28 protein-coding genes are annotated in these 25,232 nt (G+C 34.1%); 17 read left to right on the top strand and 11 right to left on the bottom strand.

Features of this window, described 5'->3' with window-relative positions; translation table 11 throughout:
- The first annotated feature begins 27 nt into the window (after positions 1-27).
- Entirely contained in the window at positions 28-687 is a 660-nt protein-coding gene (locus ASC72_RS07435; protein ID WP_056189137.1) for a vancomycin high temperature exclusion protein, read from the top strand.
- 18 nt (positions 688-705) lie between these two features.
- On the opposite strand, the gene ASC72_RS07430 is transcribed toward ASC72_RS07435, so the two are convergent.
- Entirely contained in the window at positions 706-906 is a 201-nt protein-coding gene (locus ASC72_RS07430; RefSeq protein WP_056189134.1) for a hypothetical protein, read from the bottom strand.
- 112 nt (positions 907-1,018) lie between these two features.
- On the opposite strand from ASC72_RS07430, the gene ASC72_RS07425 reads away from it, so the two are divergent.
- From ASC72_RS07425 to ASC72_RS07400, 7 genes are all read left to right on the top strand, one after another.
- Positions 1,019-1,522: a GbsR/MarR family transcriptional regulator gene (locus ASC72_RS07425; RefSeq protein WP_056189131.1), complete on the top strand. Its 504-nt coding sequence runs from the start codon at positions 1,019-1,021 to the stop codon at positions 1,520-1,522.
- 202 nt (positions 1,523-1,724) lie between these two features.
- Positions 1,725-2,663: a YqjF family protein gene (locus ASC72_RS07420; RefSeq protein ID WP_371258444.1), complete on the top strand. Its 939-nt coding sequence runs from the start codon at positions 1,725-1,727 to the stop codon at positions 2,661-2,663.
- Positions 2,664-2,680: 17 nt separating this feature from the next.
- Complete coding sequence (locus tag ASC72_RS23595) at positions 2,681-3,028, top strand: hypothetical protein (RefSeq protein WP_082564264.1); 348 nt, start codon at positions 2,681-2,683, stop codon at positions 3,026-3,028.
- Positions 3,029-3,046: 18 nt separating this feature from the next.
- The gene (locus ASC72_RS07415; protein ID WP_056189128.1) at positions 3,047-3,433 is read left to right on the top strand and encodes a hypothetical protein; all 387 of its coding nucleotides are present in this window, start codon (positions 3,047-3,049) and stop codon (positions 3,431-3,433) included.
- A 75-nt stretch (positions 3,434-3,508) separates the two neighbouring features.
- A complete protein-coding gene (locus ASC72_RS07410) occupies positions 3,509-4,420 on the top strand; it encodes a TIGR01777 family oxidoreductase (RefSeq protein WP_056189127.1) in 912 nt (303 codons plus the stop codon).
- A gap of 188 nt (positions 4,421-4,608) precedes the next feature.
- Positions 4,609-4,806, top strand: coding sequence for a hypothetical protein (locus ASC72_RS07405; RefSeq protein WP_056189124.1), 198 nt, complete (start codon positions 4,609-4,611; stop codon positions 4,804-4,806).
- A 198-nt stretch (positions 4,807-5,004) separates the two neighbouring features.
- Complete coding sequence (locus ASC72_RS07400) at positions 5,005-5,454, top strand: SRPBCC family protein (protein WP_056189121.1); 450 nt, start codon at positions 5,005-5,007, stop codon at positions 5,452-5,454.
- Here the strand turns inward: ASC72_RS07400 and ASC72_RS07395 are convergent.
- Together ASC72_RS07395 and ASC72_RS07390 are read right to left on the bottom strand one after the other, a co-directional pair.
- The gene (locus tag ASC72_RS07395) at positions 5,451-5,876 is read right to left on the bottom strand and encodes a hypothetical protein (protein ID WP_056189118.1); all 426 of its coding nucleotides are present in this window, start codon (positions 5,874-5,876) and stop codon (positions 5,451-5,453) included. The genes ASC72_RS07400 and ASC72_RS07395 overlap by 4 nt on opposite strands.
- Positions 5,877-5,914: 38 nt before the next feature.
- The gene (locus tag ASC72_RS07390; protein ID WP_056189115.1) at positions 5,915-6,721 is read right to left on the bottom strand and encodes a hypothetical protein; all 807 of its coding nucleotides are present in this window, start codon (positions 6,719-6,721) and stop codon (positions 5,915-5,917) included.
- A gap of 216 nt (positions 6,722-6,937) precedes the next feature.
- On the opposite strand from ASC72_RS07390, the gene gcvP reads away from it, so the two are divergent.
- The 6 genes from gcvP to ASC72_RS07360 all read left to right on the top strand — a co-directional run bounded on the left by gcvP (position 6,938) and on the right by ASC72_RS07360 (position 14,839).
- Entirely contained in the window at positions 6,938-9,787 is a 2,850-nt protein-coding gene (gcvP, locus tag ASC72_RS07385) for an aminomethyl-transferring glycine dehydrogenase (RefSeq protein ID WP_056189113.1), read from the top strand.
- Between the two features lie 606 nt (positions 9,788-10,393).
- Entirely contained in the window at positions 10,394-11,452 is a 1,059-nt protein-coding gene (locus tag ASC72_RS07380; protein WP_056189110.1) for a 3-oxoacyl-ACP synthase III family protein, read from the top strand.
- 329 nt (positions 11,453-11,781) lie between these two features.
- Positions 11,782-12,303, top strand: coding sequence for a methyltransferase (locus tag ASC72_RS07375; RefSeq protein ID WP_056189107.1), 522 nt, complete (start codon positions 11,782-11,784; stop codon positions 12,301-12,303).
- A 99-nt stretch (positions 12,304-12,402) separates the two neighbouring features.
- A complete protein-coding gene (locus ASC72_RS07370; RefSeq protein ID WP_056189106.1) occupies positions 12,403-13,251 on the top strand; it encodes a glycosyltransferase family 2 protein in 849 nt (282 codons plus the stop codon).
- Between the two features lie 80 nt (positions 13,252-13,331).
- A complete protein-coding gene (locus tag ASC72_RS07365) occupies positions 13,332-14,078 on the top strand; it encodes an ABC transporter permease (protein ID WP_056189103.1) in 747 nt (248 codons plus the stop codon).
- Complete coding sequence (locus tag ASC72_RS07360; protein ID WP_056189101.1) at positions 14,078-14,839, top strand: ABC transporter ATP-binding protein; 762 nt, start codon at positions 14,078-14,080, stop codon at positions 14,837-14,839. The genes ASC72_RS07365 and ASC72_RS07360 overlap by 1 nt, the downstream gene beginning before the upstream one ends.
- A gap of 101 nt (positions 14,840-14,940) precedes the next feature.
- On the opposite strand, the gene ASC72_RS07355 is transcribed toward ASC72_RS07360, so the two are convergent.
- From ASC72_RS07355 to ASC72_RS07330, 6 genes are all read right to left on the bottom strand, one after another.
- On the bottom strand, positions 14,941-15,654 hold the full coding sequence (locus ASC72_RS07355) for a hypothetical protein (protein WP_131725793.1): 714 nt from the start codon (positions 15,652-15,654) through the stop codon (positions 14,941-14,943).
- 129 nt (positions 15,655-15,783) lie between these two features.
- Entirely contained in the window at positions 15,784-16,386 is a 603-nt protein-coding gene (locus ASC72_RS07350) for a SprT-like domain-containing protein (protein ID WP_056189094.1), read from the bottom strand.
- 12 nt (positions 16,387-16,398) lie between these two features.
- A complete protein-coding gene (locus tag ASC72_RS07345; protein ID WP_056189091.1) occupies positions 16,399-16,767 on the bottom strand; it encodes a four helix bundle protein in 369 nt (122 codons plus the stop codon).
- Between the two features lie 20 nt (positions 16,768-16,787).
- Positions 16,788-17,465 carry an SDR family oxidoreductase gene (locus ASC72_RS07340; protein WP_056189089.1) on the bottom strand — a complete coding sequence of 226 codons (678 nt, stop codon included), beginning with the start codon at positions 17,463-17,465 and terminating at the stop codon, positions 16,788-16,790.
- A 122-nt stretch (positions 17,466-17,587) separates the two neighbouring features.
- Entirely contained in the window at positions 17,588-18,565 is a 978-nt protein-coding gene (locus tag ASC72_RS07335; RefSeq protein ID WP_056189085.1) for a M20/M25/M40 family metallo-hydrolase, read from the bottom strand.
- Positions 18,566-18,709: 144 nt separating this feature from the next.
- Complete coding sequence (locus ASC72_RS07330; RefSeq protein WP_056189082.1) at positions 18,710-19,852, bottom strand: acyl-CoA dehydrogenase; 1,143 nt, start codon at positions 19,850-19,852, stop codon at positions 18,710-18,712.
- Positions 19,853-20,336: 484 nt separating this feature from the next.
- On the opposite strand from ASC72_RS07330, the gene ASC72_RS07325 reads away from it, so the two are divergent.
- The 3 genes from ASC72_RS07325 (at position 20,337) to ASC72_RS07315 (ending at position 23,485) form a co-directional block, all read left to right on the top strand.
- Positions 20,337-20,912 (top strand): chalcone isomerase family protein, encoded by a 576-nt coding sequence (locus ASC72_RS07325; RefSeq protein WP_056189079.1) that lies wholly within the window; start codon positions 20,337-20,339, stop codon positions 20,910-20,912.
- Positions 20,913-21,053: 141 nt separating this feature from the next.
- Complete coding sequence (locus ASC72_RS07320) at positions 21,054-22,280, top strand: Glu/Leu/Phe/Val dehydrogenase dimerization domain-containing protein (protein ID WP_056189076.1); 1,227 nt, start codon at positions 21,054-21,056, stop codon at positions 22,278-22,280.
- A 302-nt stretch (positions 22,281-22,582) separates the two neighbouring features.
- Positions 22,583-23,485, top strand: coding sequence for an energy transducer TonB (locus tag ASC72_RS07315; RefSeq protein WP_056189073.1), 903 nt, complete (start codon positions 22,583-22,585; stop codon positions 23,483-23,485).
- 564 nt (positions 23,486-24,049) lie between these two features.
- Here the strand turns inward: ASC72_RS07315 and ASC72_RS07310 are convergent.
- Together ASC72_RS07310 and ASC72_RS07305 are read right to left on the bottom strand one after the other, a co-directional pair.
- Positions 24,050-24,445 carry a biopolymer transporter ExbD gene (locus tag ASC72_RS07310; RefSeq protein WP_056189070.1) on the bottom strand — a complete coding sequence of 132 codons (396 nt, stop codon included), beginning with the start codon at positions 24,443-24,445 and terminating at the stop codon, positions 24,050-24,052.
- Between the two features lie 3 nt (positions 24,446-24,448).
- Positions 24,449-25,144 (bottom strand): MotA/TolQ/ExbB proton channel family protein, encoded by a 696-nt coding sequence (locus tag ASC72_RS07305; protein ID WP_026983009.1) that lies wholly within the window; start codon positions 25,142-25,144, stop codon positions 24,449-24,451.
- Between the last annotated feature and the right edge of the window lie 88 nt (positions 25,145-25,232).

The following is a 25,232-nucleotide window of genomic DNA, read 5'->3' as shown; positions in this document are numbered from 1 at the left end:
TTTTACATCATCTATAAAAAATATAATTTGAAAAAATATTTAAAAATACTCGTTTATCTTTTTATTGTTGAATTGATTGCCGTTTTATCGGTGAACCTATATGTGAAGTCTGCTACCAAATCCTATATTCATCACTCCTTAAAAAGATTCCCGAAGAATGATGTTGGAATTATTTTCGGCGCTGGAATTAAAGGGGATCAGCCAAGTAAATATTTAAAAGACAGACTTGATGCCGGAATCCTACTATGGAAAGCAAAACGTATCAATAAAATTTTACTTTCCGGAGATAATGGCCGTGACGAATATGATGAATTAACTGTAATGAAAAATTACTGTTTTAATCATGGAGTTGACACTACCAAAATATTTATCGATTATGCAGGTTTCGACACCTACTCGACCATGTATCGCGCCAAACATATTTTTAAAATTAAAAAAGCAACTTTAATCTCTCAGGAATATCATTTAAACCGGGCCATTTATATCGGACAAAAACTCGGAATTAAATCGGTTGGATATTCAGCAAATAAAGGAGAATATCGGGGATATAAATATGTTTGTTTCAGAGAATATGGTTCGATTTTTAAATCCTTTTTTGATGTTTTAAGAAATCGGGAGCCACATTTTTTAGGAAATCCAATTGATATTAATGGAGTTTCTAATTATTCTAAAGAGGATAAACGATAAAAAAAGTCCGAAGTAAAATTACTTCGGACTTTTTTTATCGTTTAAAACTTCCAAATAATCCAAGACAGATTCTTGAAATTCTTCTTCAAGTTCAATTATCGAAGCGCCCTCAAAAGTTACTACATCATTAATTCCCTTAATTTTCCCGAAAAAGACTCTATCTTCTTCTGAAAATTCGACGCTTCCCTTGTATCCTTTAAATTCAAAATAATTTTCCATTTCTATAATTTAAATTATATACAAATATAAGAAAATACACCGAATATCAATCTTTTAAAATAAACTTTCATTTATTTTTGAAAGTTTAAAAACTTTTACTTACATTTGATCTATGGAATTCAAAGAAGCAAAAAATAAGTTCGTACAAACCTGGGGAGCATTAGGTTCTCAATGGGGAATTAATAAAACCATGGCGCAAATCCATGCTTTATTAATGGTCTCAAATGAAGCCGTTTCGATGGAGGACATTATGGATGAATTGCAGATTTCGCGTGGAAACGCCAGCATGAACCTAAGAGCTTTAATGGATTGGGGTATTGTATATAAAGAATACAAAGCCGGAGAAAGAAGAGAGTTTTTTACAGCCGAAAAAGATTTAGACGAATTAGCAGTAAAAATTTCGAGAGAAAGAAGTAAGAGAGAAATTAAACCTGCTCTTAAAATCTTAAAAGAAGTTTCGACAATTGAAGCAAAAGATTCAGCTGAAGAAAAACACTTTGTAGATCAGACTTCTAAATTGTATGACTTTGTTTTAAAAGCAGATAACATGTTGGATAAAATGACAGAATTCAATGAAAACTGGTTAGGGCGTTTGGTTCTAAAAATAATGAAGTAAAAAAATTTAATTAAAACTTTCATTTTTTTCTGAAAGTTTAAAACAAACAATAATTATGATAACTTTTACCAACCTACACAAAATCAACAAAATATTTTATTTTACAACTCTTGGACTTTACCTTTTTGTATATTTTGGAATGTTATTCCAAATAGTTTTGGGGATTGTTCAAATAACAATAGCAATTATTTTACTTGCAAAAATGAAGGAACTCAGTGAAGAAAAAAAGAGAAAAATTAAGCTTTACTGGCTTTTAGTTGTAACAGCTTTTTTACTTATCCTTACCAATTCTGTGTACGGAAATGATTTAGGGAATTTCATTTGTCTCTTTTTATTTCCAATGTTAATAGCAACATACTTCTACTTTTTGACCGCAAATATCACTTCTGATTCATTTCTGAAAGCAGAATGGGAAAACCTCGCTCTTTTCAATTATGAAGTTGATGCTAAAATATTAGAAAAATATATTCCGAGTGGTACCGAAATAGATTTATGGAACAACAAATGTTATGTGAGTTTGGTTGGTTTCATGTTTAAAAATACCAAAGTTTTGGGATTGAAAGTTCCGTTTCATATCAATTTTGAAGAAGTAAATTTGAGATTTTATGTAAAACGTTTTGAAAACGGAGAATGGAAACGCGGAGTAGTTTTCATCAAAGAAATTGTTCCTAAAAAAGCGATCAGTTTTATTGCGAATACTTTGTATCAGGAAAATTATGAAACTCAAAAAATGAGACATGAAATCATTGAAAACGAAAACACAAATATTTTTATCTATCAATGGAAAAATAAAGAAAACTGGAATAGCATTCAATTAGAAACTGAAAAAATTCCAACCCCAATTGCAATTGATTCTGAAGCTGAATTTATTACTGAACATTATTTCGGTTATACCAAAATCAATGAAGAAGTTACTTTTGAATATGAAGTTCAACATCCGAGATGGGAACAATTTGAAGTCTTGAGTTATAATATTGATATTGATTTTAGAGAAACGTACGGACGAGATTTTGAGTTTTTACAAATCCAAAATCCTATTTCTGTTTTTCTGGCAAAAGGGTCTGCGATTGAAGTAAAAAACAAACGTAAACTAGCAATTGAAGATCTTTTTATACCACGCGGTTTAAATTATGAATATTAACCATAAAAATAATCGTCATGAACCTCAACATTATTGGATACTTTATCTACCTCGCCATTACGATTTTTATCATTTTGAAAGTTGGAAAAATATGCTACAGGAACGGAAACATATACGTAGCAGAACTGATTCCAAATCATGTTGATATCTGCCAAAAAATAAATCAGGTTTTGCTATTGGCTTATTACCTTCTTAATATTGGTTATTGTGCAATGACACTTATTTCGTGGCAAAAAATTTCATCCTCAACACAACTAATCGAAACCATCGGAATAAAAACAGCAGTCATCATTTTCATCATTTCAATATTACATTATCTCAATATCATTATTCTAACCAGGTACATTCATAAATTAATTAAATAACATTTTAAATCAAATATCATGGAAACTACAAAAATCTTAATCGGTTACGCCATTTATTTACCAATCGCTTTATTCCTTACGTATTATGTTTCTAAAACACTTTTCAAAAACGGAAAAATCTTTATGCTGGATATTTTCAAAGGGAGAGAAGACATTGCAGAAGCAACTAACAAACTTTTCGAAACCGGATTTTATCTTTTAAATATTGGCTTTGCTCTAATGATTCTGGAAATGCACTTATATGACAATAATTATCAGGAATTAATTGAAAGATTAAGCTACAAAATTGGCGGATTTTCTATCTATCTTGGTATCATGTTATTCTTCAACTTATACTTTTTCTTTAGAGGAAAAAGAAAAGCCAAAGAAGCGCAGCAAGAAGAAAGATTAGTTTTTAAAGCATAAATTCTTCATTCAGAAACCCGACAGGTTTTAAAAACCTGTCGGGTTTAACTACTAAAGCGATATAAAAAACTCACAATGAAAAAACTCATCATCGCAGCCGGAACAGGATTTTTAGGACAGGTTTTAGTCAATCATTTCAAAGATAAATTTGAAGAGATTGTAATACTGACGAGAGGCAAATCTCAAATAAAAGACGAAATAAAATATGTAAACTGGAACGCCAGAACTTTTTCTGGTTGGGAGAACGAACTAGAGAATGCAACAGTTTTAATCAATCTTGCCGGAAAATCTGTTGATTGTCGTTATACTAAAAAGAACAAAAAAGAAATTTTATTATCACGAATTGAAAGCACTAAGATTTTGAACAAAGCCGTTTTAAATTGTCAAAACCCACCGAAGCATTGGCTGAATTCATCAACTTCAACTATTTATCGTTTTTCATTAGACAAACAAATGGATGAAATTGATGGTGAAATTGGTAATGATTTTTCTATAAATGTGGCGCTTTCCTGGGAAAAGGCTTTCTTCAAAACCGAAACACCAAATACTTTAAAAACCGCTTTGCGAACATCAATTGTTTTAGGTAAGAATGGAGGCGCTTTCATTCCGCTAAAAACTTTAGCAAAGATTGGTTTTGGAGGGAAACAAGGAAAAGGAAATCAGTTTATAAGCTGGATTCACGAAGAAGATTTTGCCAATGCAATTGATTTTATTCTTCAAAAAGAAATCGTTGGAGTTATAAATGTCGTTTCTCCGGAACCAATTCGTAATGCAGATTTTATGCAGAAACTTCGAAAAGCAGTTGGTTTTCCATTCGGAATTCCCATGAACACTTTCTTATTAGAAATTGGATCTTTTTTCATTCGAACAGAAACAGAATTGGTTTTAAAAAGTAGAAATGTGATTCCGAAACGGCTTTTGGATAATGAGTTTCAATTTAAATTTGGAAATATTGATGAAGCTTTTGAAAATTTATCACAAAAATGAGTCGAAACTATATACTCGGCCATTGGATAATAACCCTATTATCCGGCCCTATAATTTTAATTTTAATAAATCAACTATTTAATTCCAGTTTTGGAAGCATTTTAGGCTTTTTCCAAATATATCCACTAATGATAATTATGGGTTTTATGTTTTCAATACCAACCTATCTCCTTTTAATTTTCATTTTTATGTTTATCGAAGAAAAAAGTATAAAAAATAGTTACATAAAAATATTTTTTACCTTGACAGTTGTAATTGGAATTTGGATAACAACAGCTATCATTGGCGGAACTATTTCGGATAATATTGCAATATCTTATACAATAGCTGCTATTATTATCGGATTCTTTTTTAAGTCACAATTGAAATATGAAGAAAAAAAATAGAATAGATTTTTTTAAGCTCCAGCGGAGCATAATATTTATAAAACACAAAATGCGTCGTTCATTTAAGCTCCAGCGGAGCGATATCTTTGTCTTCTAATTATTTCTAAAACATTTAGCCCCAATGGGGCTTTATACACTCTAACGATATGAATCTATAAATATGGCGCCCCGCTGGGACTTGAAACACACCAACTAATCATGACAACAATTCATCTCACAACAAAAATAAAAGTGTCAAAACAAACTGTTTTCGACGCTTCAAGAAATATAGACATTCATCAACAATCTGCAAGCAAATCAAATGAAAAAGTAATTGCCGGCGTAACCTCAGGATTAATCAATTTAAACGAAACGGTTACGTGGCGAGGCAAACATTTCGGATTTTATCTTACGCATAAAAGCCGAATCACAACAATGAATCTGCATGATTATTTTGTGGATGAAATGGAAAATGGCAAGTTCAAATCTTTCAAACATGAACATTTTTTTGAAGAAGAAAATGGAATAACCATTATGAAAGACAAATTACAATATGAAACGCCGTTTGGAATTTTCGGAGAACTATTTGACATTTTATTTCTCGAAAAACATCTGACTCAATTTCTTTTAGAAAGAAATAAAATCTTAAAAGAAGTTTGTGAAATCTAATTATCATCATCCAAAGTAATAATCTCATCTTCGATACCGCCTTTTTTGAAGAAAAAGTCATGGATTAAAAAAACAGTAAAAGTGTTAACCAAAAGATGCGCCATGTAAGTATAGAAATTCATAGGCACAAAAAGACTGTAAATCAAAGTCGTCAAAATGGAAGTAAGTACCATCATGAAATTTTGATAATATCTAATAAGTGATTCATTTAAAAAATAAAATACCAGCAGCAATAATCCGAATAAGCGGTTAAGCAAACCAACAAAAAGAATAGAAAGTCCACATATCAAAACCGACATTCCAAGATAAGAACCTATAATAAATGGCCAGATAAAAGCCAGGAAAAACATCCATCCGAAGAAAAACAAAATAAATTGCACTTGTGTAAACTTCATTCCAAAAAAGGAGACATCTTTTTGCATATTGGCTTATTTATTTTCAAATATAGAATTAAAAAATATTAAAGAAAAACAATCATCAGCCACCAAAATATCGGAACGCTTTCAACCCAGAAAGAAGTATAATATTTAGAGCGATTTGGGTTTGCAAATGCAATAAACAACATGAGCATAATAACCATAATAAGATTTATGATAAGTTCATGAAAAGTAAAACTCAATATACCCACAATCCAAAACGGAACTAAAAGTGAAAACCCCAAGATTTTAGTTTTCTTCACGCCAATAGTTTGCGGAACTGTCTGCAAGTGCGGATCATCATTGGCCAGATCCAAAATTTCAAAAACCAGAATCAGCACAAAAACCAATACAAAACGCTGAATGCATTTAATAAAAAAGTTAGCTGTAAAAGGAATTTCGGCATTTATTATGGGCAAAACCAACGTTGCTCCAACCCAGCAAAGTGCTACAATATAAATTTTTACTCCGGCCCAGTTTCTGGCATTTTTACGATTCGGAAAAAACGGAAGTGTATAAAGTGCCGTCACCGCAAAAATCCCTACAGAAACAATTTGAGTAATTCGTTGTAAATGGAAAAAATAATAGCCTACTAAAATCAGTGAAATAAAACTCAAAACAGCTATAATTTTCAGCTGAATTCCAATCGGATTTTTTTTAACGCGAACTAATGCGTCATATTTAACAAAATTATATCCCACAATTGTTCCAAAAAAAACAAACAACGCCATCGCTTCATCATATTGAATATGAAACACATGAAACGTAACTCTAACTAAAGCATAACACGATAAAGCCACATGAATACTGCTATTCAGGTAAAAATCTAATATCTGTTTCAAAAATTTCATATCTCAAATCTAATCAATTATTAACAAATCAACTCTTTGGTTATAAATTTCATAAAAATTGAAGTTAAAAATACCCATTAAATTATTAATAATACTTAATTTTGCGCCACAAAAAAACAACACATTTACTATAAAATGTAATAAACCTTTGTAATTCGTGATTTATTGGAATTTACTTTGCTACTTACATTGACTAAAAAAACTAGATAGCTACAAATGAAAACAGATGCTTTTGCTTTAAGACACATTGGCCCAAGAGAAACAGATCTTCAACACATGTTAAAGACCATTGGAGCGGAATCGATTGAACAACTTGTTTATGAAACCCTTCCGGACGATATTCGTTTAAAAGCGCCTTTGAATTTAGATCCTGCAATGACGGAGTACGAATTCGCAAATCATATTCAGGAACTGGGAAAGAAAAATAAAGTATTCAAATCCTATATTGGTTTGGGTTATCATCCCACTATCGTTCCCGCTCCAATTCAAAGAAATATCTTCGAAAATCCGGGATGGTATACGGCTTACACACCGTATCAGGCAGAAATTGCTCAAGGTCGTCTTGAAGCTATTTTAAATTTCCAGACTACTGTTATTGAATTATCAGGAATGGAAATTGCCAATGCCTCTTTATTAGATGAAGGAACTGCTGCTGCAGAAGCTATGGCTTTACTTTTTGATGTTCGTACACGTGACCAAAAGAAAAACAATACAAACAAATTTTTCGTTTCTGAAGAAATTTTACCACAAACTTTATCGATCCTGCAAACACGTTCAACTCCGGTTGGAATTGAATTAGTTGTTGGAAACCACGAAACCTTTGATTTTTCAAATGAGTTCTTCGGAGCCATTTTACAATATCCGGGCAAATATGGTCAGGTAAACGATTATACTGCTTTTGTTGCTAAAGCAAAAGAAAATGAAATCAAAGTAGCTTTTGCTGCGGATATTTTATCACTAGCTACCTTAACTTCTCCGGGAGAAATGGGAGCTGCAGTAGTGGTTGGAACTACACAGCGTTTTGGTGTCCCAATGGGTTACGGTGGTCCTCACGCTGCTTTCTTCGCAACTAAAGACGAATACAAACGATCTATGCCAGGCCGCATTATCGGAGTTTCTATCGATGTAAACGGGAATCGCGCTTTACGTATGGCATTAGGAACTCGTGAGCAGCACATTAAACGTGAAAAAGCAACTTCAAATATTTGTACAGCTCAGGTTTTATTAGCGGTTATGGCCGGAATGTATGCAGTTTACCACGGGCCAAAAGGATTACAATATATTGCTGGTAAAGTTCACGCATCGGCAGTTACTACTGCTGAAGCTTTAAATAAACTAGGCGTTTACCAAACCAACACGGCTTACTTTGATACTATTTTGGTAAAAGCAGACGCTCAAAAAGTAAAAGCCGTAGCGGAAAAAAACGAAGTAAACTTCTTCTATGTTGATGCCGATACCATTTCGATCTCATTCAACGAAACAACTTCTATCGCTGACATCAACCAGATTATTGCCATTTTTGCTGAAGCTTTAGGAAAAGAAACTTTTACCGTTTCTGAACTAACTGCTGCAAGTCAATTACCTGCTTCATTAGAAAGAACGTCGCCTTTCTTAACGCATGATGTATTCAACAATCATCATTCAGAAAGTCAGATAATGCGTTACATCAAAAAGTTAGAGCGTAAAGATTTATCATTGAATCATTCAATGATTTCATTAGGTTCTTGTACGATGAAATTAAACGCAGCTTCGGAAATGCTGCCTTTATCAATGCCAAACTGGAACAGCATTCACCCTTTTGCACCAGTTGAGCAGGCTGAAGGTTATATCACGATGCTTAAAAAGTTAGAAGAGCAATTAAATGTAATTACCGGTTTTGCCGGAACAACATTGCAGCCTAACTCAGGAGCTCAGGGAGAATATGCTGGTTTAATGGCTATTCGTGCTTATCATTTGTCAAGAAACGAGGGGCACCGTAATGTATGTTTGATTCCTTCATCAGCTCACGGAACCAATCCTGCTTCTGCAGCGATGGCCGGAATGAAAATCATCGTTACTAAAACTACTCCGGAAGGAAACATCGATGTAGAAGATTTGAGAGAAAAAGCGATTGAACATAAAGATGATTTATCTTGTTTAATGGTAACCTATCCTTCTACCCACGGAGTTTTCGAATCTTCCATTATTGAAATCACTAAATTAATCCACGACAATGGCGGATTAGTATATATGGATGGTGCTAATATGAACGCGCAAGTTGGATTAACAAATCCAGCTACAATTGGCGCTGACGTTTGTCACTTAAACTTACACAAAACATTCGCTATTCCTCACGGTGGTGGCGGACCTGGAGTTGGACCAATCTGTGTAAACGAAAAACTGGTTCCATTTTTACCAACAAACCCAATCTTAAAAGTAGGTGGTGAACAAGCTATTACCGCTATTTCATCTGCACCTTACGGATCAGCTTTAGTTTGTTTAATTTCTTACGGTTACATCACAATGATGGGTGCTGACGGATTAAAAAGTGCTACAGAACATGCTATTTTGAATGCTAACTATATGAAAGCCCGTTTCGAAGGACACTACCCAATTCTTTATACAGGAGAATGCGGAAGAGCTGCTCACGAAATGATTTTAGATTGTCGTTCATTTAAAGAAAACGGAATTGAAGTTGGTGATATCGCGAAGCGTTTAATGGATTACGGTTTCCACGCTCCTACGGTTTCTTTCCCGGTTGCAGGAACTTTAATGATCGAGCCTACTGAATCTGAAGATCTAGCAGAGTTAGACCGTTTTTGTGATGCTCTTATCTCAATCAGAAAAGAGATCGAAGCTGCAACAGCAGATGATAAAAACAACGTATTGAAAAATGCCCCTCACACATTGGCAATGTTAACTACTGATAACTGGGCTTTCCCTTACACGAGAGAAAAAGCAGCTTACCCATTAGAGTATATTGCAGAAAATAAATTCTGGCCATCAGTTCGTCGTGTTGATGATGCATACGGTGACAGAAATTTAGTTTGTAGCTGTGCGCCAATCGAAGCTTACATGGAAAACTAAGAAATAAGTTTTTCTATATTATATCAAAACCCGACAGGTCTAAAACTTGTCGGGTTTTGCATTTTTAGTTCTTTTTGTTTCAGGTTTCAAGTTTAAAGTTCGGCTGTAACGTGAAACTTGAAACCTGAAACTTCTAAACCTTTATAATTAGGGCGTGCCAGTATTTAAAAAAAGGCCTAATCAACTTTGCGCCTATGAGGCCTTTTCTTAAATACTGTCGGGCTTTCGCTGCTACTGCGGTAGCTTAGCTCTATCCCTCACGCGGAAAAAGAGAATATAGAAGAAAGAGGAAAGAACAAAGAGGATAAATTAAAGGAATTGTAGCCATAAAGTATGTCATTACTAGGAACGAGGACACGGCCAATCGCAAATTATATGTCACGCAAAAACCTGAAACTTGAAACCTGAAACAAAAAAAACTTTCCTCAAAATTCCATTTCAAACGTTTGAAATCTCGGTAAAATTCAAATTTCATTAAAAAATTAACAAAATATCCAAACAAAAAATTGTTTTTTGATAATTATATGCATGCATAGTATTTTTTATGACAGTTATCATAATTTTATTTATAATTTAGCAATAAATTTATCGGATAATTAAGGAATAATGAAAATAAAAATAATAGGTATAGGAAGTTATATTCCCAATAAGGAAGTAAGCAATACTGATTTTGACAAACATGTTTTTTTAAATGAAGACGGAACTCCTTTTGGTTACCCAAATGAAGTTGTAATTAAAAAATTCAAAGGCATCACCGGGATCGAAAACCGTCGTTATGCTGAAACTCAACATAACGCCTCAGATTTAGCTTTTTTTGCTGCTGAAAAAGCAATTGAAAACGCTGGAATAGACCGTGAAACTTTAGATTATATCATTTTCGCCCATAACTTTGGCGATGTAAAATCAGGAACACATCAAACGGATATTTTACCAAGTTTAGCGACTCGTGTAAAAAATAAATTGGCTATCAAAAACCCAAAATGTGTTGCTTACGACATTCTTTTTGGATGCCCGGGCTGGATCGAAGGTGTTCTGCAAGCGAACGCATTTATCAAATCCGGAATGGCAAATCGCGTTCTGGTAATTGGAGCCGAAACCTTATCAAGAGTGGTTGACGATCACGATCGTGATTCAATGATTTATTCTGACGGTGCAGGAGCTTCAATTTTAGAAGGCTCACAAGACGAATCGGGTTTGCTATCTTACGAAAGTGCTACTTTCGCCGGGGAAGAAGCTAACTTTTTATACTTCGGAAAATCATATAATCCAGATTTAGATCCGGATATTAAATACATCAAAATGTATGGCCGCAAAATTTACGAATTTGCGTTAAGCCAGGTTCCGTGTGCCATGAAAAGCTGTTTAGATAAAAGCGGTATCGGTATCGACGAGGTGAAGAAAATCTTAATTCACCAGGCCAACGAAAAAATGGACGAGGCGATTATCGAACGTTTCTATAAATTATACGACAAAACTGCCCCTAAAGATATTATGCCAATGAGTATTCATGATTTAGGAAACAGCAGTGTGGCAACAGTTCCAACTCTGTATGATTTGATCTTAAAAGGAAAAATTGAAGGTCACGAAATCAACAAAGGCGATGTTATTATTTTTGCTTCAGTTGGAGCCGGAATGAATGTAAATGCTTTTGTATACCGTCATTAATCCATAATTCATAAGTCCCATTGGGACGTTATATTTATAGAATAACACAATTAAGCTTTCGAAAAGCCCCATCGGGGCGGCAGTCTTAAATATCGCTCCGCTGGAGCTATTAAATTGGCGCTCAAATTGGCTATAAATATTACGCTCCTCAAGACTATAATTAAATCACATAAAAAATTATACAAGTCCGTATTTAAAACAACATTTTAAATGCGGACTTTTCATTTTTTCATTCGAATTAAAAAAACGCAAAAAAGAAGTAAACTTTGTATATTTGCGACCTAATATAAAATCACGAACGAGAGTTTGCTTCGTTCCTCGCAAAGACTATGTACGAAAAAACGTTTCCCAATAAAAGATTCAAACTTACTTTAGAATTTTTACAAAAGCATATCAAAACTTCTGAAACAATCCTTGATTTAGGAGTTGAAAATCCGTTTTCAAAAATCATGAAGGAAGCCGGTTATTCAGTAAAAAACACCACTGGCGAAGATTTAGATTTAGACCAGAATGTTCTAAAAACAGACAGTCAGGATGTTGTAACGGCTTTCGAAATCTTTGAACATTTACTAAATCCGTTCACGATTTTAAACGAAATAAAATCAGACAAACTTTTAATTTCGATTCCGATGCGTTTATGGTTTTCTCCGGCATATCGTTCTAAAACAGATATGTGGGACAGACATTACCATGAATTTGAAGACTGGCAATTAGACTGGCTTTTAGAAAAAACAGGCTGGAAAATCATCGACAGACAAAAATGGACCAACCCGGTTAAGAAGTTTGGTCTTCGTCCGTTTTTAAGAAGTTTCACTAATAGATATTATATCGTTTACGCTGAAAAAGTTTAAATTTCAGATTGTAGATTTTGGATTAACGATTTTTGATTTCTGATTTTAGATAAAGTAAAACCAATCTAAAATCTAAAATCTAAAATCTAAAATTTTTATATGAAGTACTACATCGTCATTCCCGCACATAACGAACAGGATTTAATTGGCCTGACTTTACAATCTTTGGTTTCGCAGACTGTTTTGCCATCAAAAGTTGTGGTGGTAAATGACAATTCTACAGATAAAACAGAAGAGATTGTTTTGGATTTTGCAAAGGAAAATCCATTTATTTCTGTTGTAAACAAAACTTCAGATGCGATACATATGCCGGGGAGCAAAGTAATTCAGGCTTTTCAGAAAGGTTTTGAAACTTTGGATTCAGAATATGACATTATTGTAAAAATTGACGGTGATTTAATTTTTCCTCCCAACTATTTCGAAACAATTATCAAACACTTTGAGTCCGATCCAAAAATCGGAATGGCGGGTGGATTCTGTTACATCGAAAAAAATGGTGATTGGGTTTTAGAAAACCTAACCGATAAAGACCATATTCGTGGCGCATTAAAAGCGTATAGAAAAGCAACGTTTCAACAAATTGGAGGCTTAAAGCCTGCTATGGGTTGGGACACGGTAGACGAATTGCTTTGTAAATATTATGACTGGAAAGTAGTTACAGATGAATCTTTACACGTAAAACATCTTAAACCAACCGGTGCAAATTATAATAAAACAGCACGTTACAAACAAGGAGAAGCTTTTTATACTTTAGGATATGGTTTCTGGATTACGGCAATTGCTTCGGCAAAATTGGCCATGATGAAGAAAAAACCGTTTCTGTTTCTGGACTACATCAAAGGATTCTGGAAAGCTAAAAATGCTAAAAGTCCTTTATTAGTAACCCCTGAACAAGCTAAATTCATTAGAAATTATCGTTTCAAAAAAATGAAAGAAAAGTTAATTTGATTCGGAAAACAGCCGAAAATCGATTACTCATAACCCAAAACTCGTAACTTCTTTTTACCTTAGCCAATATTTCAAAAACTATGATGCTAATTCGTTATTTATCTCAAATAGGAAGATATTTTTTAATGTTGAAAGAAATTTTCAATAAGCAGACTAAATGGTCTGTTATGAAAAAATTGATTTTCAAAGAAATCGACGATTTAATAATCGACTCTCTTGGCATCGTTTGCTTTATCTCTTTCTTTATTGGAGGAGTTGTGGCCATTCAAACCGCACTAAACTTAACCAATCCTTTAATTCCAAAATACTTAATTGGTTTTGCTACTCGTCAATCTGTAATTTTGGAGTTTGCTCCTACTTTTATTTCGGTAATTATGGCCGGAAAAATGGGATCTTACATCACTTCGAGTATTGGAACAATGCGCGTTACGGAACAAATTGATGCTTTAGAAGTAATGGGTGTTAATTCATTAAACTACCTTGTTTTTCCTAAAATAATAGCCTTATTAATGTATCCTTTTGTAATTGGAATTAGTATGTTTCTGGGTATTTTCGGCGGATGGCTTGCTTGTGCCTATGGTGGTTTTTCGACTAGTCAGGACTTTATTCAGGGTGCGCAAATGGAATTTATTCCTTTTCATATTACATATGCTTTCATTAAAACTTTAATTTTCGCAATGTTATTAGCTACAATTCCATCTTTTCACGGATATTACATGAAAGGTGGCGCACTTGAAGTTGGTAAAGCAAGTACCGTATCATTTGTATGGACATCTGTTTGTATTATTCTTTTTAATTATATATTAACTCAATTATTATTAGGATAATGATCGAAGTAAAAAACATAGAAAAATCATTTGGTGACAGTAGAGTATTAAAAGGCGTATCGACCGTTTTTGAAACTGGAAAAACCAACCTGATCATTGGACAAAGTGGATCCGGAAAAACCGTTTTATTAAAAACGTTGTTAGGAATTCACACGCCGGATTCCGGTACAATTGAGTTTGACGGACGCGTTTATTCTGATTTAAATCCGGATGAAAAAAGAGAATTAAGAACGGAGATTGGAATGGTTTTTCAGGGAAGCGCTTTATTTGATTCGATGACTGTTGAAGAAAATGTCGCTTTTCCGTTAAGAATGTTTACCAACGACAACAGGACCAAAATTAAAGAGCGTGTTGACTTTGTTTTAGAAAGAGTTAATCTGGTTGATGCACATAAAAAATTACCTTCTGAAATCTCAGGGGGAATGCAGAAACGTGTGGCAATTGCACGCGCGATTGTAAATAATCCGAAATACTTATTTTGTGATGAACCTAACTCAGGTTTGGATCCAAACACTTCAACTTTGATTGATAATTTGATTAAAGAAATCACGGAAGAATATAATATCACCACTGTAATCAATACGCACGATATGAACTCTGTAATGGAGATTGGTGAAAACATCGTATTCTTAAAAAAAGGAGTAAAAGCCTGGCAGGGAACTAAAGAAGAAATATTTAGAACAGACAATAAGGATATTGTAAAGTTTGTTTACTCTTCTAATCTGTTTAAAAAAGTAAGAGAAGCTTATTTGAAAGGGTAGAAAAAAATAAAATTCCAATAAAAAAATTCCAAATTCCAATTTTAAAAGTTGGGATTTGGGATTTTACTTTTTACTCTACACTTAAATTTAATTTTTACTTCTCATTTAAAATCAGCTTCCTGAACTGTAATGGTCTGATATGTCATTTCCTGAACATTACTTGCAGGAAATTCAAAAGTCGCACGCTGTCCAACCCCATTTTTCATTCTAAAGAGCGTAACTGTCTCTTTATTGTAGCGTTGTATATAAATTGTTTGTTCAAAAGTTCCATTAGTAGTCAAATCATTTAAATTGAATCCACGAGTATATTCATGAGAAATTCGTACAGGAAACGTTTCAACATTGTTTACTTTAAAAGTTATTCGGCATGGATATAATCTTATTAGATCATCAGAATTAAATTCAAATTGTTTACCTATAAAAGTCATATCATTTGCTTCCTGTGTAATAGGAACATAACGTTCTAAAAATATCATCTGTGGCTCATGTAGTTTTGCTTCTTCACCAATGACCAGGTCGTAATAATTTCCTTTTTCACTTGTTTTAAAAACAAAATCATAATTGCCATTCGTATTCGTATAAGTAGAATCAACCCACTTTATAAATTCATAATCTTCAGAAGATACAATATAACTGCCGGTATTTGTTACCTTATACTCAGCAACTTTTATTTTTAAATTAGAAATTGGCTCACCATGATCGTCCGTAATTGTACCTAAAACTCTGGTTTCAATTCCAGATTTAATTAATACAGGATCTTTCTTGCAACCCATTAACGTAAACAACAAAACAAATAGTAAGAGTGTATTTCTCATAAAAACAGTTTTTCTAAAAATACAATAATTTTATAAACACAAGACAATCCACACATTAAGATTATGTAAATCCAAATTCCAATAAAAAATCCCACACTCCAATTTTTCAAGTTTGGAATTTGGGATTTCTTATTGAATATTGATTAATTCTACCTCCGCATTGGGATTAAAAAGATAGGTTTTCCCTGAACTGATTTCTATACATTCAAAACGTTTGGTTCGAACGGCTAGTTTCTTAAATATTTTGCCATTTTTAATTCTGAAAACACTTCCGTATGGAATTTCAAAAATGTAGCTTTTATCATTTTCTGCATCGTATTGCTTTAAGGCTAAAGACAAAGTAGTATCGGTATCACTACTTGCTGAAGGATTCTTAAAATGCCTCGCTAATAGTGGTAATAACTGCCCGGGAAAAATCTCAGGTCTAATAAACGGAACCATCAAACGTTGAAATGTAAATTTCCATTCATCTCCGTGCGGTTTTATATTTCGTCCAAATTTTTCAAAAGCAACCAAATGTGCAATCTCATGAATTAACGTAATCAAAAACCGATATTTATTTAAACTCGCATTTACGGTAATTTCATGCTTACCAGTATGCCCACGTCTGTAATCGCCATGACGCGTCTGGCGCTCATTTACGATTTTCAGATGAACCTGATTGGCAACAATCAATTCAAAGACAGGCTTTACAGCGTGTTCTGGTATATATCTCGCAAGTGTTTCGTTCAAAATAATTATGAATTATGAGTTTTGAGTTATGAGTTTTTTCTTTGAAGTAATTATTATACTTTTTATAATTTCCAACACCTCACCACATTGATTATGCATCGACTCAAACTCAGTCTTAGAAATATAATTTGTTCCAATTAGGATTTCTAGCCAATACATTGATTCATCACATTCTTTTTGAGAAATAGATAATTTATGAATAAAATCGGCTTTACTTTGTGCATTCACAGCTTCGCGAACATTTGCTCCAACCGATGTTACAGAACGTAAAAATTGCTTACTCATTACAAATTCCTTTTTTTCAGATACTAACCATTTATAAAAATTAACACCCCTTATTGCCAATTCAAAACTCTTAGTCTTCACAATACTCTCACTCATAATTCATAATTGACAATTGATTAAGGGTTGGTTGAAGAAACTTCTAAAACCTTTCCATTAAAATATTTATTTCCATTCAATGTAAAATCATAAATATAAGTTGCCATTCCTTCTGCAGAAATTGGCGCCTGATAACCCGGAAAAGCTTCATTTAACATTTCTGTCTGAACCGAGCCTAAAGCCAAAACATTAAACGAAATGCCGCGTTCTTTATATTCTTCGGCCAATAATTCGGTTAGAGTAATAACTGCACCTTTGCTCGAGCTGTAAGCAGCCAATCCGGCAAATTTCAGGCTTCCTCTTACACCACCAATCGAACTGATTGTTACCACATGACTCCCTTTTTGAAGATACGGTAAACAAATTCGGGTAAGATTGGCTACGGCAAAAACATTTACTTTGTAAATACTTTCAAAATCAGCCTGAGTGGTTTCTTCAAAAGGTTTCAAAAGCAAAGCTCCGGCATTATGGACTACAGCATCTACTTTTTTCCAGGTTGAAGAAAGAAAACTTTCCACTTCCTGCAAAGTACTTTCATCAGACAAATCAACTGAAAGACAAATGACATTTTGATGCGCTAAAAGCGTCTGAGGTATTTTTCTCGAAATAGCCAGAACCTGATGCCCTGCATTCGCAAACTGCAAAGCCAATTCATATCCAATTCCTCTGCTTGTTCCGGTAACAATAATATTTTTCATATGAAGATAATATTTCTTTTTTAATGGAATATGGAATCGCCATTTTTAGTCCAGTTTTTTTATTTGGAATCATGGCGATTTCATAAAGCAAAAATAAGCAAATCCAATAAAAAGAAAGAGTATTATTTCATCGTAATTTCCTCCGTTGGTGTCGACGAAATTTGCGTAACAGCCGGCAATAATTCCTGTGTAAAAGAGGTCATATGCGGAATATCCATCACTTTAAATTCATCAGAAACATGATGGTAAAAATCAAAATTTTCAAAATCAAAAGTACTTATTGACTGGCAAGGTTTTTTGAAGGCTTCATAAAAAGAATAATTATCAGATCTGTAAAACAATTTATATTCAGCTTCTTTTGGTAAAAAACCAATCGTGTTTTTTCCTGTATATTGATTTATTTTCTCCGCCATATTCGATTTGTCAAAACCTGTGATATAAGCCAAATAATCGCGTTTCATTGGCACACCAACCATTTCAATATTCAATTGTGTATAAATATTAAAATCTTGTTTTTTCAACTTCTCCACTAAACTTTTAGAACCCAAAAGTCCTTTTTCTTCTCCGGCAAAAAACACAAAAAGAATACTGCGTTTGTTCGATTTTGTCTCTGCAAAATATTTGGCTAGCTGTGCTACAACCGTTACTCCGGAGGCATCATCATTTGCACCGTTGTTAATTACATCAGCCTGTTTCTTCTTCTCCACGCCAATATGATCGTAATGCGCACTTAGAACCACAAATTCTTTTTTCAGTTCGGGATCATTTCCTTCCAAAACCCCGACGATATTGTAGGCCGGTGATTTAAAATTGGTCAATGTATCACGATACGTTTTAAAATAAGGTTTTACATTATTTTTCTTAAAAAAATCTTCTAAAAATATTGCCGCCTTTTCAATCCCTCTAGTTCCGGTTTCGCGGCCTTCTAATTCATCTGAAGCCAGGTATTTTAAGAAATCTGAAACTTCGGATTCTTTTACTTTATAAGAAATGGCTAGAGGTTTTGAATCTGATTGGGACGATTTTTCGGTTGTGGCAGAAGGATTCGATTTACAACTTAATAAAACTAACGAAAAAAGAAGAAAAGAAAGTTTTTTCATAAGAATACAATTGAATTAATACATTTTAATAGAGAAAGTTATGGTTTTAAAAGTACGAACTTCTAAGACGTAAAAAAAATAATTACAAAAAACCCTTTCGAGCCAAAAGCTGAAAGGGCATTTTATATAGAATTGATCTTAAAATTATCCTGCGATAACTGATCTTGAAATTACGATTTTTTGAATTTCAGAAGTTCCTTCGTAAATCTGAGTAATTTTAGCGTCACGCATAAAACGTTCTACGTGATATTCTTTTACGTAACCGTTTCCACCATGAATCTGAACCGCTTCAACAGCCGTGTCCATTGCTACTTGCGAAGCAAATAATTTTGCCATAGCCCCACTTACATCGTAGTTTTTATTTTGATCTTTATCCCAGGCCGCTTTCATACATAAATGACGCGCCGCTTCGATATTAACTGCCATGTCTGCCAATTTGAAAGCAATTGCCTGGTGATTGCAGATTTCTGTTCCGAAAGCTTTACGCTCTTTAGAATATTTCAAAGCTAATTCATACGCTCCGGAAGCAATTCCCAAAGCCTGAGAAGCAATTCCGATACGACCTCCGGCAAGCGTTTTCATAGCGAATTTAAATCCGAAACCATCTTCTCCAATTCTATTTTCTTTTGGAACTTTTACATCACTGAACATTAACGAGTGTGTGTCAGAACCACGGATTCCCATTTTTTGTTCTTTTGGCCCAATTGAAAAGCCCGGCATGTCTTTCGTCATGATCAAAGCATTGATTCCTTTATGTTTTTTCTCTGGATGTGTTTGTGCGATTACCAAATAAACAGAAGCCGTATTACCGTTTGTAATCCAGTTTTTTGTTCCGTTTACCAAATAATGGTCACCCATGTCAATAGCAGTCGTTTTTTGAGAAGTGGCATCACTCCCTGCTTCCGGTTCACTTAAGCAAAAAGCACCGTGAATTTCTCCCGAAGCTAAGCCTGGTAGATATTTTTGTTTTTGTTCTTCAGTTCCATATTCCTGTAAACCCCAACAAACTAAAGAGTTATTTACAGACATTACAACAGAAGCAGATGCATCAACTTTAGAAATTTCTTCCATTGCAATTACATATGAAATTGCATCAAGTCCGCTTCCTCCGTATTTAGGATCAACCATCATTCCCATGAAGCCCAATTGCCCCATTTTTTTCACTTGTTCTGTTGGAAAAATTTGTTTTTCGTCGCGCTCAATAACTCCAGGCAGCAATTCGCTCTGGGCGAAATCCCTGGCTGCTTGCTGAATCATTAAATGCTCTTCGGTAAGATTGAAATCCATAGTCTGTTAGTTTTATTGTTTTTTTTAAACCAAAATCGAAAAAACTTCGTTAATAGAGATGATTTGGTTTACGTTTTTTTATTTGTTCTTGCTTTTAAGGGCCTCCAAAGATAATTTTTAAAAGTCAAATTAACAATGCACGCATATAAAATTAATAGATCAGCAACAATTACGATAACGTTTTCGTAATAATTCTGATATTTTGACTCAGAGGCATCAATCCCGCAAGGATTTCTTTAAAATTTAAGAATATAATTGCACATAAAAACAGCGTTACAAAAAAGTTTTAGTAAAAAATTGTTATGAAAAAGATTAAACAATTCTTAAAACGCGTATTTGTACGTAAAACAACTCTTACTAATTTGATTATTAATCTAATACGTTAGAAAAAATCAAAAATTGCAACAAAAAAACATATGCGATAACAGCTAAATATTAATAAATTAACATTATTTTTGCCTAAAAATTATTATTTCGACAGCTTATGAAAAAGATTTTACTATTACTTACATTCCTTATTAGCGTACAATTTTCTACGGTTTCTGCACAAGCAACATTGGAAGTTAACGGTGTAACAGTTCCAAGAAAAATTGAAGTACAAAATAAAACAATGCAACTTAACGGTGCTGGCGGAAGATCTAAAATGTGGTTAGAAGTTTATGTTCAGGCTTTATATTTATCACAACTAAGTCAGGATCCAAAATTCATTATTGATAGTGATACTGAAATGGCAATCAGAATTGAAATTACCTCCTCTATGGTTTCTTCAAACAAATTGACAAAAGCCATGAATACTGGTTTTGAGAAATCTGCAGGAAGCAATCTGGAAGAATTAAGACCAAGAATTGAGCAATTTAAAACACTTTTGAGCGACCCAATTACTGAAAAAGACGTTTTTGTATTATGGTACAATCCATTTGACCAAACTATAAACGTTATTAAAAATGAAGTTGTAAAAGGAAAAATTCCCGGATTTGATTTCAAAAAAGCATTATTCGGAATCTGGCTTTCTGACAAACCAGTTGACGAAACTTTAAAAAAGCATTTATTAGGAATATAATTCCTCAGCCTCATAAAAATTTAAAGCCGAAAACGTTATGTTTTCGGCTTTCTTTTTTTCTTTAAATAAAATTGCACCAAAATACATTATTCGCATTATTCTATTTTATACTTTTACGCAAAATAAACATATCACAACAAAATGAAAGATTTATTACAGCAATTTGAAAATAAAGAACCTGAAATTGTTTTTAACTGGAAAGATTCTGAAACAGAAGCAGAAGGTTGGACAGTAATTAATTCACTTCGTGGAGGAGCCGCAGGTGGTGGAACCAGGATGAGAAAAGGCCTCGATATGAACGAAGTTTTGTCTCTGGCTAAAACAATGGAAGTTAAATTTTCAGTTTCTGGGCCTGCAATTGGAGGCGCTAAATCCGGAATTAATTTTGACCCGAACGATCCTCGTAAAAAAGGTGTTTTGCAACGTTGGTACAAAGCGGTTTCGCCTTTATTAAAAAGTTATTATGGGACGGGTGGTGATTTGAATGTTGATGAAATTCACGAAGTTATTCCGATGACGGAAGAATGTGGTGTCTGGCATCCGCAGGAAGGTGTTTTCAATGGACATTTTAAACCAACTGAAGCTGATAAAATCAATAGAATTGGTCAATTGCGTCAGGGTGTTATCAAGGTAATCGAAAACCCTAAATTCTCACCAGATGTAACCAGAAAATATACTGTTGCCGATATGATAACCGGTTATGGCGTAGCCGAAGCGGTTCGTCATTTCTACAATACTTATGGCGGTGATATTAAAGGTAAAAAAGCAATCGTTCAGGGATTTGGAAATGTTGGATCTGCAGCCGCTTTTTATTTAGCAGAAATGGGAGCCAAAGTAATCGGAATTATTGACCGTGACGGAGGATTAATCAATGAAGAAGGTTTTTCTTTTGAAGAAATCAGAACGTTGTTTTTAAATAAAGACGGAAATAAACTGGTTGCCGATAATATGATTCCGTTTGAGGAAATCAATTCTAAAATATGGACTATTGGTGCTGAAATTTTCACGCCTTGTGCTGCTTCAAGATTGGTTGCCCAAAGTCAGATTGACAGCTTAATCGCAAATGGATTAGAAGTAATTTCTTGTGGTGCGAATGTTCCTTTTGCTGACAAAGAAATTTTCTTTGGATCTATTATGGAAGAAGTAGACCATAAAGTAAGTTTGATTCCGGATTTCATTTCAAATTGTGGAATGGCGAGAGTTTTTGCTTATTTCATGGAGAAAAAAGTTCAAATGACAGATGAAGCTATTTTCAATGATACTTCTGAAATTATAAAAAATGCGATTGTAAAAGCACACGCTTTAAATCCATCAAAAACAAATATTAGTGCAACTGCTTTTGAAATTGCATTGAAACAATTAGTATAATTTTTATACTTCATTTCCAAGCGGGCTAAATTTAGCTCGCTTTTTTTTTGCTTAACCGCAAGGTTCGCAAAGGCTTACGCAAGGAACGCTAGCTTATTTCTCGCAAAGTCGCGAAGTCGCAAAGTTTTTCTTTTTAAGTTTTCTTTGCGACTTCGCGACTTTGCGAGATTAAAAACAAACAGCTTCGCGAACTTTGCGTAACTCTTAGCGGCCTTTGCGGTTAAATTCTCTCTTTGATTCTAAACAATTTTTAGTACTTTTAAACGTTTTTAATTAGATACAATACAAAATTCAGAATCATAATGAGTTCCACTATTTCTTCAGATCAAAAGAAATCATTACTACTCACCACGGCGATATATGCAGTAATATTAGTATTGCTGTTTTTTATACGTTTTTGGCCTCCATACAACCCGGAAAATAATGTCGCACTTGCTGAAGGCGGTGGCGGTGGCGGCGTTACGGTAAATTTTGGCGACAGCGATTTAGGTTCAGGAACGAATTATAAAAGTGAGGTTTTAAATGTAAAAAACCAGGCGAAAGTAACTCCTGCGAAAGCAACTCCGGATGAAGCTATTATAACACAAGAAAATACAGCAGACGATGTTAATGATGTCGTTATTCCTGTAAAGGAAAAACCTAAAAAACCAACTCCAGTTGTAAAACCGGAAACAAAACCAGTTCCTCAAAAACCTAAAGTTTCCAACTCTACAAATGATGCTTTATCGAGCATTATGAAAGGGTCTAACAAGGGAGGCGACGGCGATGATAAAGTGGCTGGAAACAAAGGAAAAGCTGGTGGAAGTTTAAATTCAAACGGCTATTACGGCAGCGGAGGTTCTGGTGGCGGAACAGGCGGTGGAAACGGAACCGGAAATGGTATTGGTACCGGAAGCGGTTACGGAGCCGGAAGCGGCGGTGGTTCTGGCGGCGGATCAGGATATTCTCTTGGAAACCGAAAAGCATTATCGAAACCTGCACCAAAATATACGTGTAACGAAGAAGGAAAAGTCGTGGTTGAAGTTACAGTGGATCAAAACGGAAAAACAATCGGCGCGACACCCGGAATTAAAGGAACAACCAATACGGCAAGCTGTTTATTGGACCAAGCGAGAATAGCAGCTATGAATACAAAATGGGCACCAGATGAGAATGCTCCTGTGAAACAAACTGGTAAGATTATTTATAATTTTAGTTTAAATTAAAACACGGATTTACTTCGTCTGTTCGCTATCGCTCGAGTCACGGATTTTCACTAATTATAATTACACATAAAAAAGGCTTTCTGAAAAATTTCAGAAAGCCTTTTTTATGTTCGTATTTGTCATTTCACACTCGGGAGCGACGTACTGTGTGTCTTCATTTTATGTGATTTCTCCTTTCGGTCGAAATGACAATATTGCGTTCAACCCGACAGGTTTAATGTCTTTTAAAGTTTCATATTTTCGCCCAGTCTGTCATTCCGAGGAACGAGGAATGACAAGATTGTGTCGATTATTCTAATGAGATTGCTTCGTTCCTCGCAATGACATACTTTACGGCTACTTTTTCTTCAATCTATTCTCTTTCCTCTATATTCTTTCATCTTTCCTCTTTCCTCTTGCCTCTTTCTTCTTTCCTCTTTCTTCTATGCTCTCTTTTCTCCGCGTGAGGGATAGAAGCTAGCTACCGAAGTAGCGTGGATAGCCCGACCGCAATAAAAAAATGGGCGAATCAACGTTATGCTGATTCGCCCATTTTTTTATTGTGGTCACGCCCTAATGATAAACCTACTTCGGACTTGTAGCTATTACGAACTTCAAATTGTTCTTCACTCCTATCTGTAGTACATCAACTAAATCCTGTACCTGAAGGTTAAACGGAATACGAACGACAACCGTCTGATCTTTGTCTGCCCCAATTTTAGTCATTAAACTGGTTTCAAGGTTTTCGAAATCAACGGGTTCTTTGTCGATGTAGAATTTTTTATCTTCGGTAACGGATAAACTAATCAGCTGTTTGTTTGTTTTTTCATTTGATTTCGCTTTCGGCAAGGTCATTTTAATAACATTCGGATTTGCAAGCGTTGAAATTATAAGGAAAAACAACAGCAGGAAAAACATAATATCACTTAACGATGACGTCGCCACTTCGGCATGAAATCTTCTTTTTCTCTTAATAGACATACCTTATGCTCTTTGAATTATATTGACAAATTCTAAAATCTGTTTCTGAATTTTTAAAGCAAAATCATCAATTTTTCCGTTCAATAAGTGGTACGCACTATACGCAATAATACCCACAATTAACCCAGAACCTGAACTGATCATTTTTTCGTATAAACCTCCGGAAATGTTTCCGATACTAATATTCTCTGTAACTGAGATGCTGTAAAAAATCTTGATTACTCCTGAAATTGTTCCGATGAAACCTAAGGTTGGAGCGATACCCGCAATAAGTCCAAGATGGCCTAAACGTCTTTCCATTTCACCAATTTCAATATCGGCAGCGCGGTCCATGTTGGATTCAATTTCAGCAATTGGTCTTCCGATTACTAAAACACCTTCTTTTAAAATATTTGCTGCAGCAGTATCACTTCTTTCTACAATTGTTCGGGCCAATTCAATATTTCCTGCGTTTAATTTATCGCCAACATCCTGCATTAATCGGCTGTCAATTTTAGACGCTTTGCTGATGTATAAATAGCGTTCAAAAATGATATAAATAGTATAGAATAAGAGGATAGCGATTGGAATCAGGAAAAAACCTCCTTTTAAAATAAATCCTAAAACTGAGATCTCGGTATTTGGTGCAATTTTTTCGATAACTACGTTAGATGCTGCGTTTGCAATGGTATCTGTTTGTTGTTGAATAAAACTAAACATATATTAATTCTGGTTTTTAATAATTAATTGTAAAAAATATTTGAAATTTGCAATAAAGATAATTTTCGCTGTAAATATAAAACTAAAA

This window comes from Flavobacterium sp. Root420 (assembly GCF_001427905.1).
GTDB lineage: Bacteria > Bacteroidota > Bacteroidia > Flavobacteriales > Flavobacteriaceae > Flavobacterium.
This window is presented reverse-complemented; position numbering and strand designations above follow the sequence as displayed.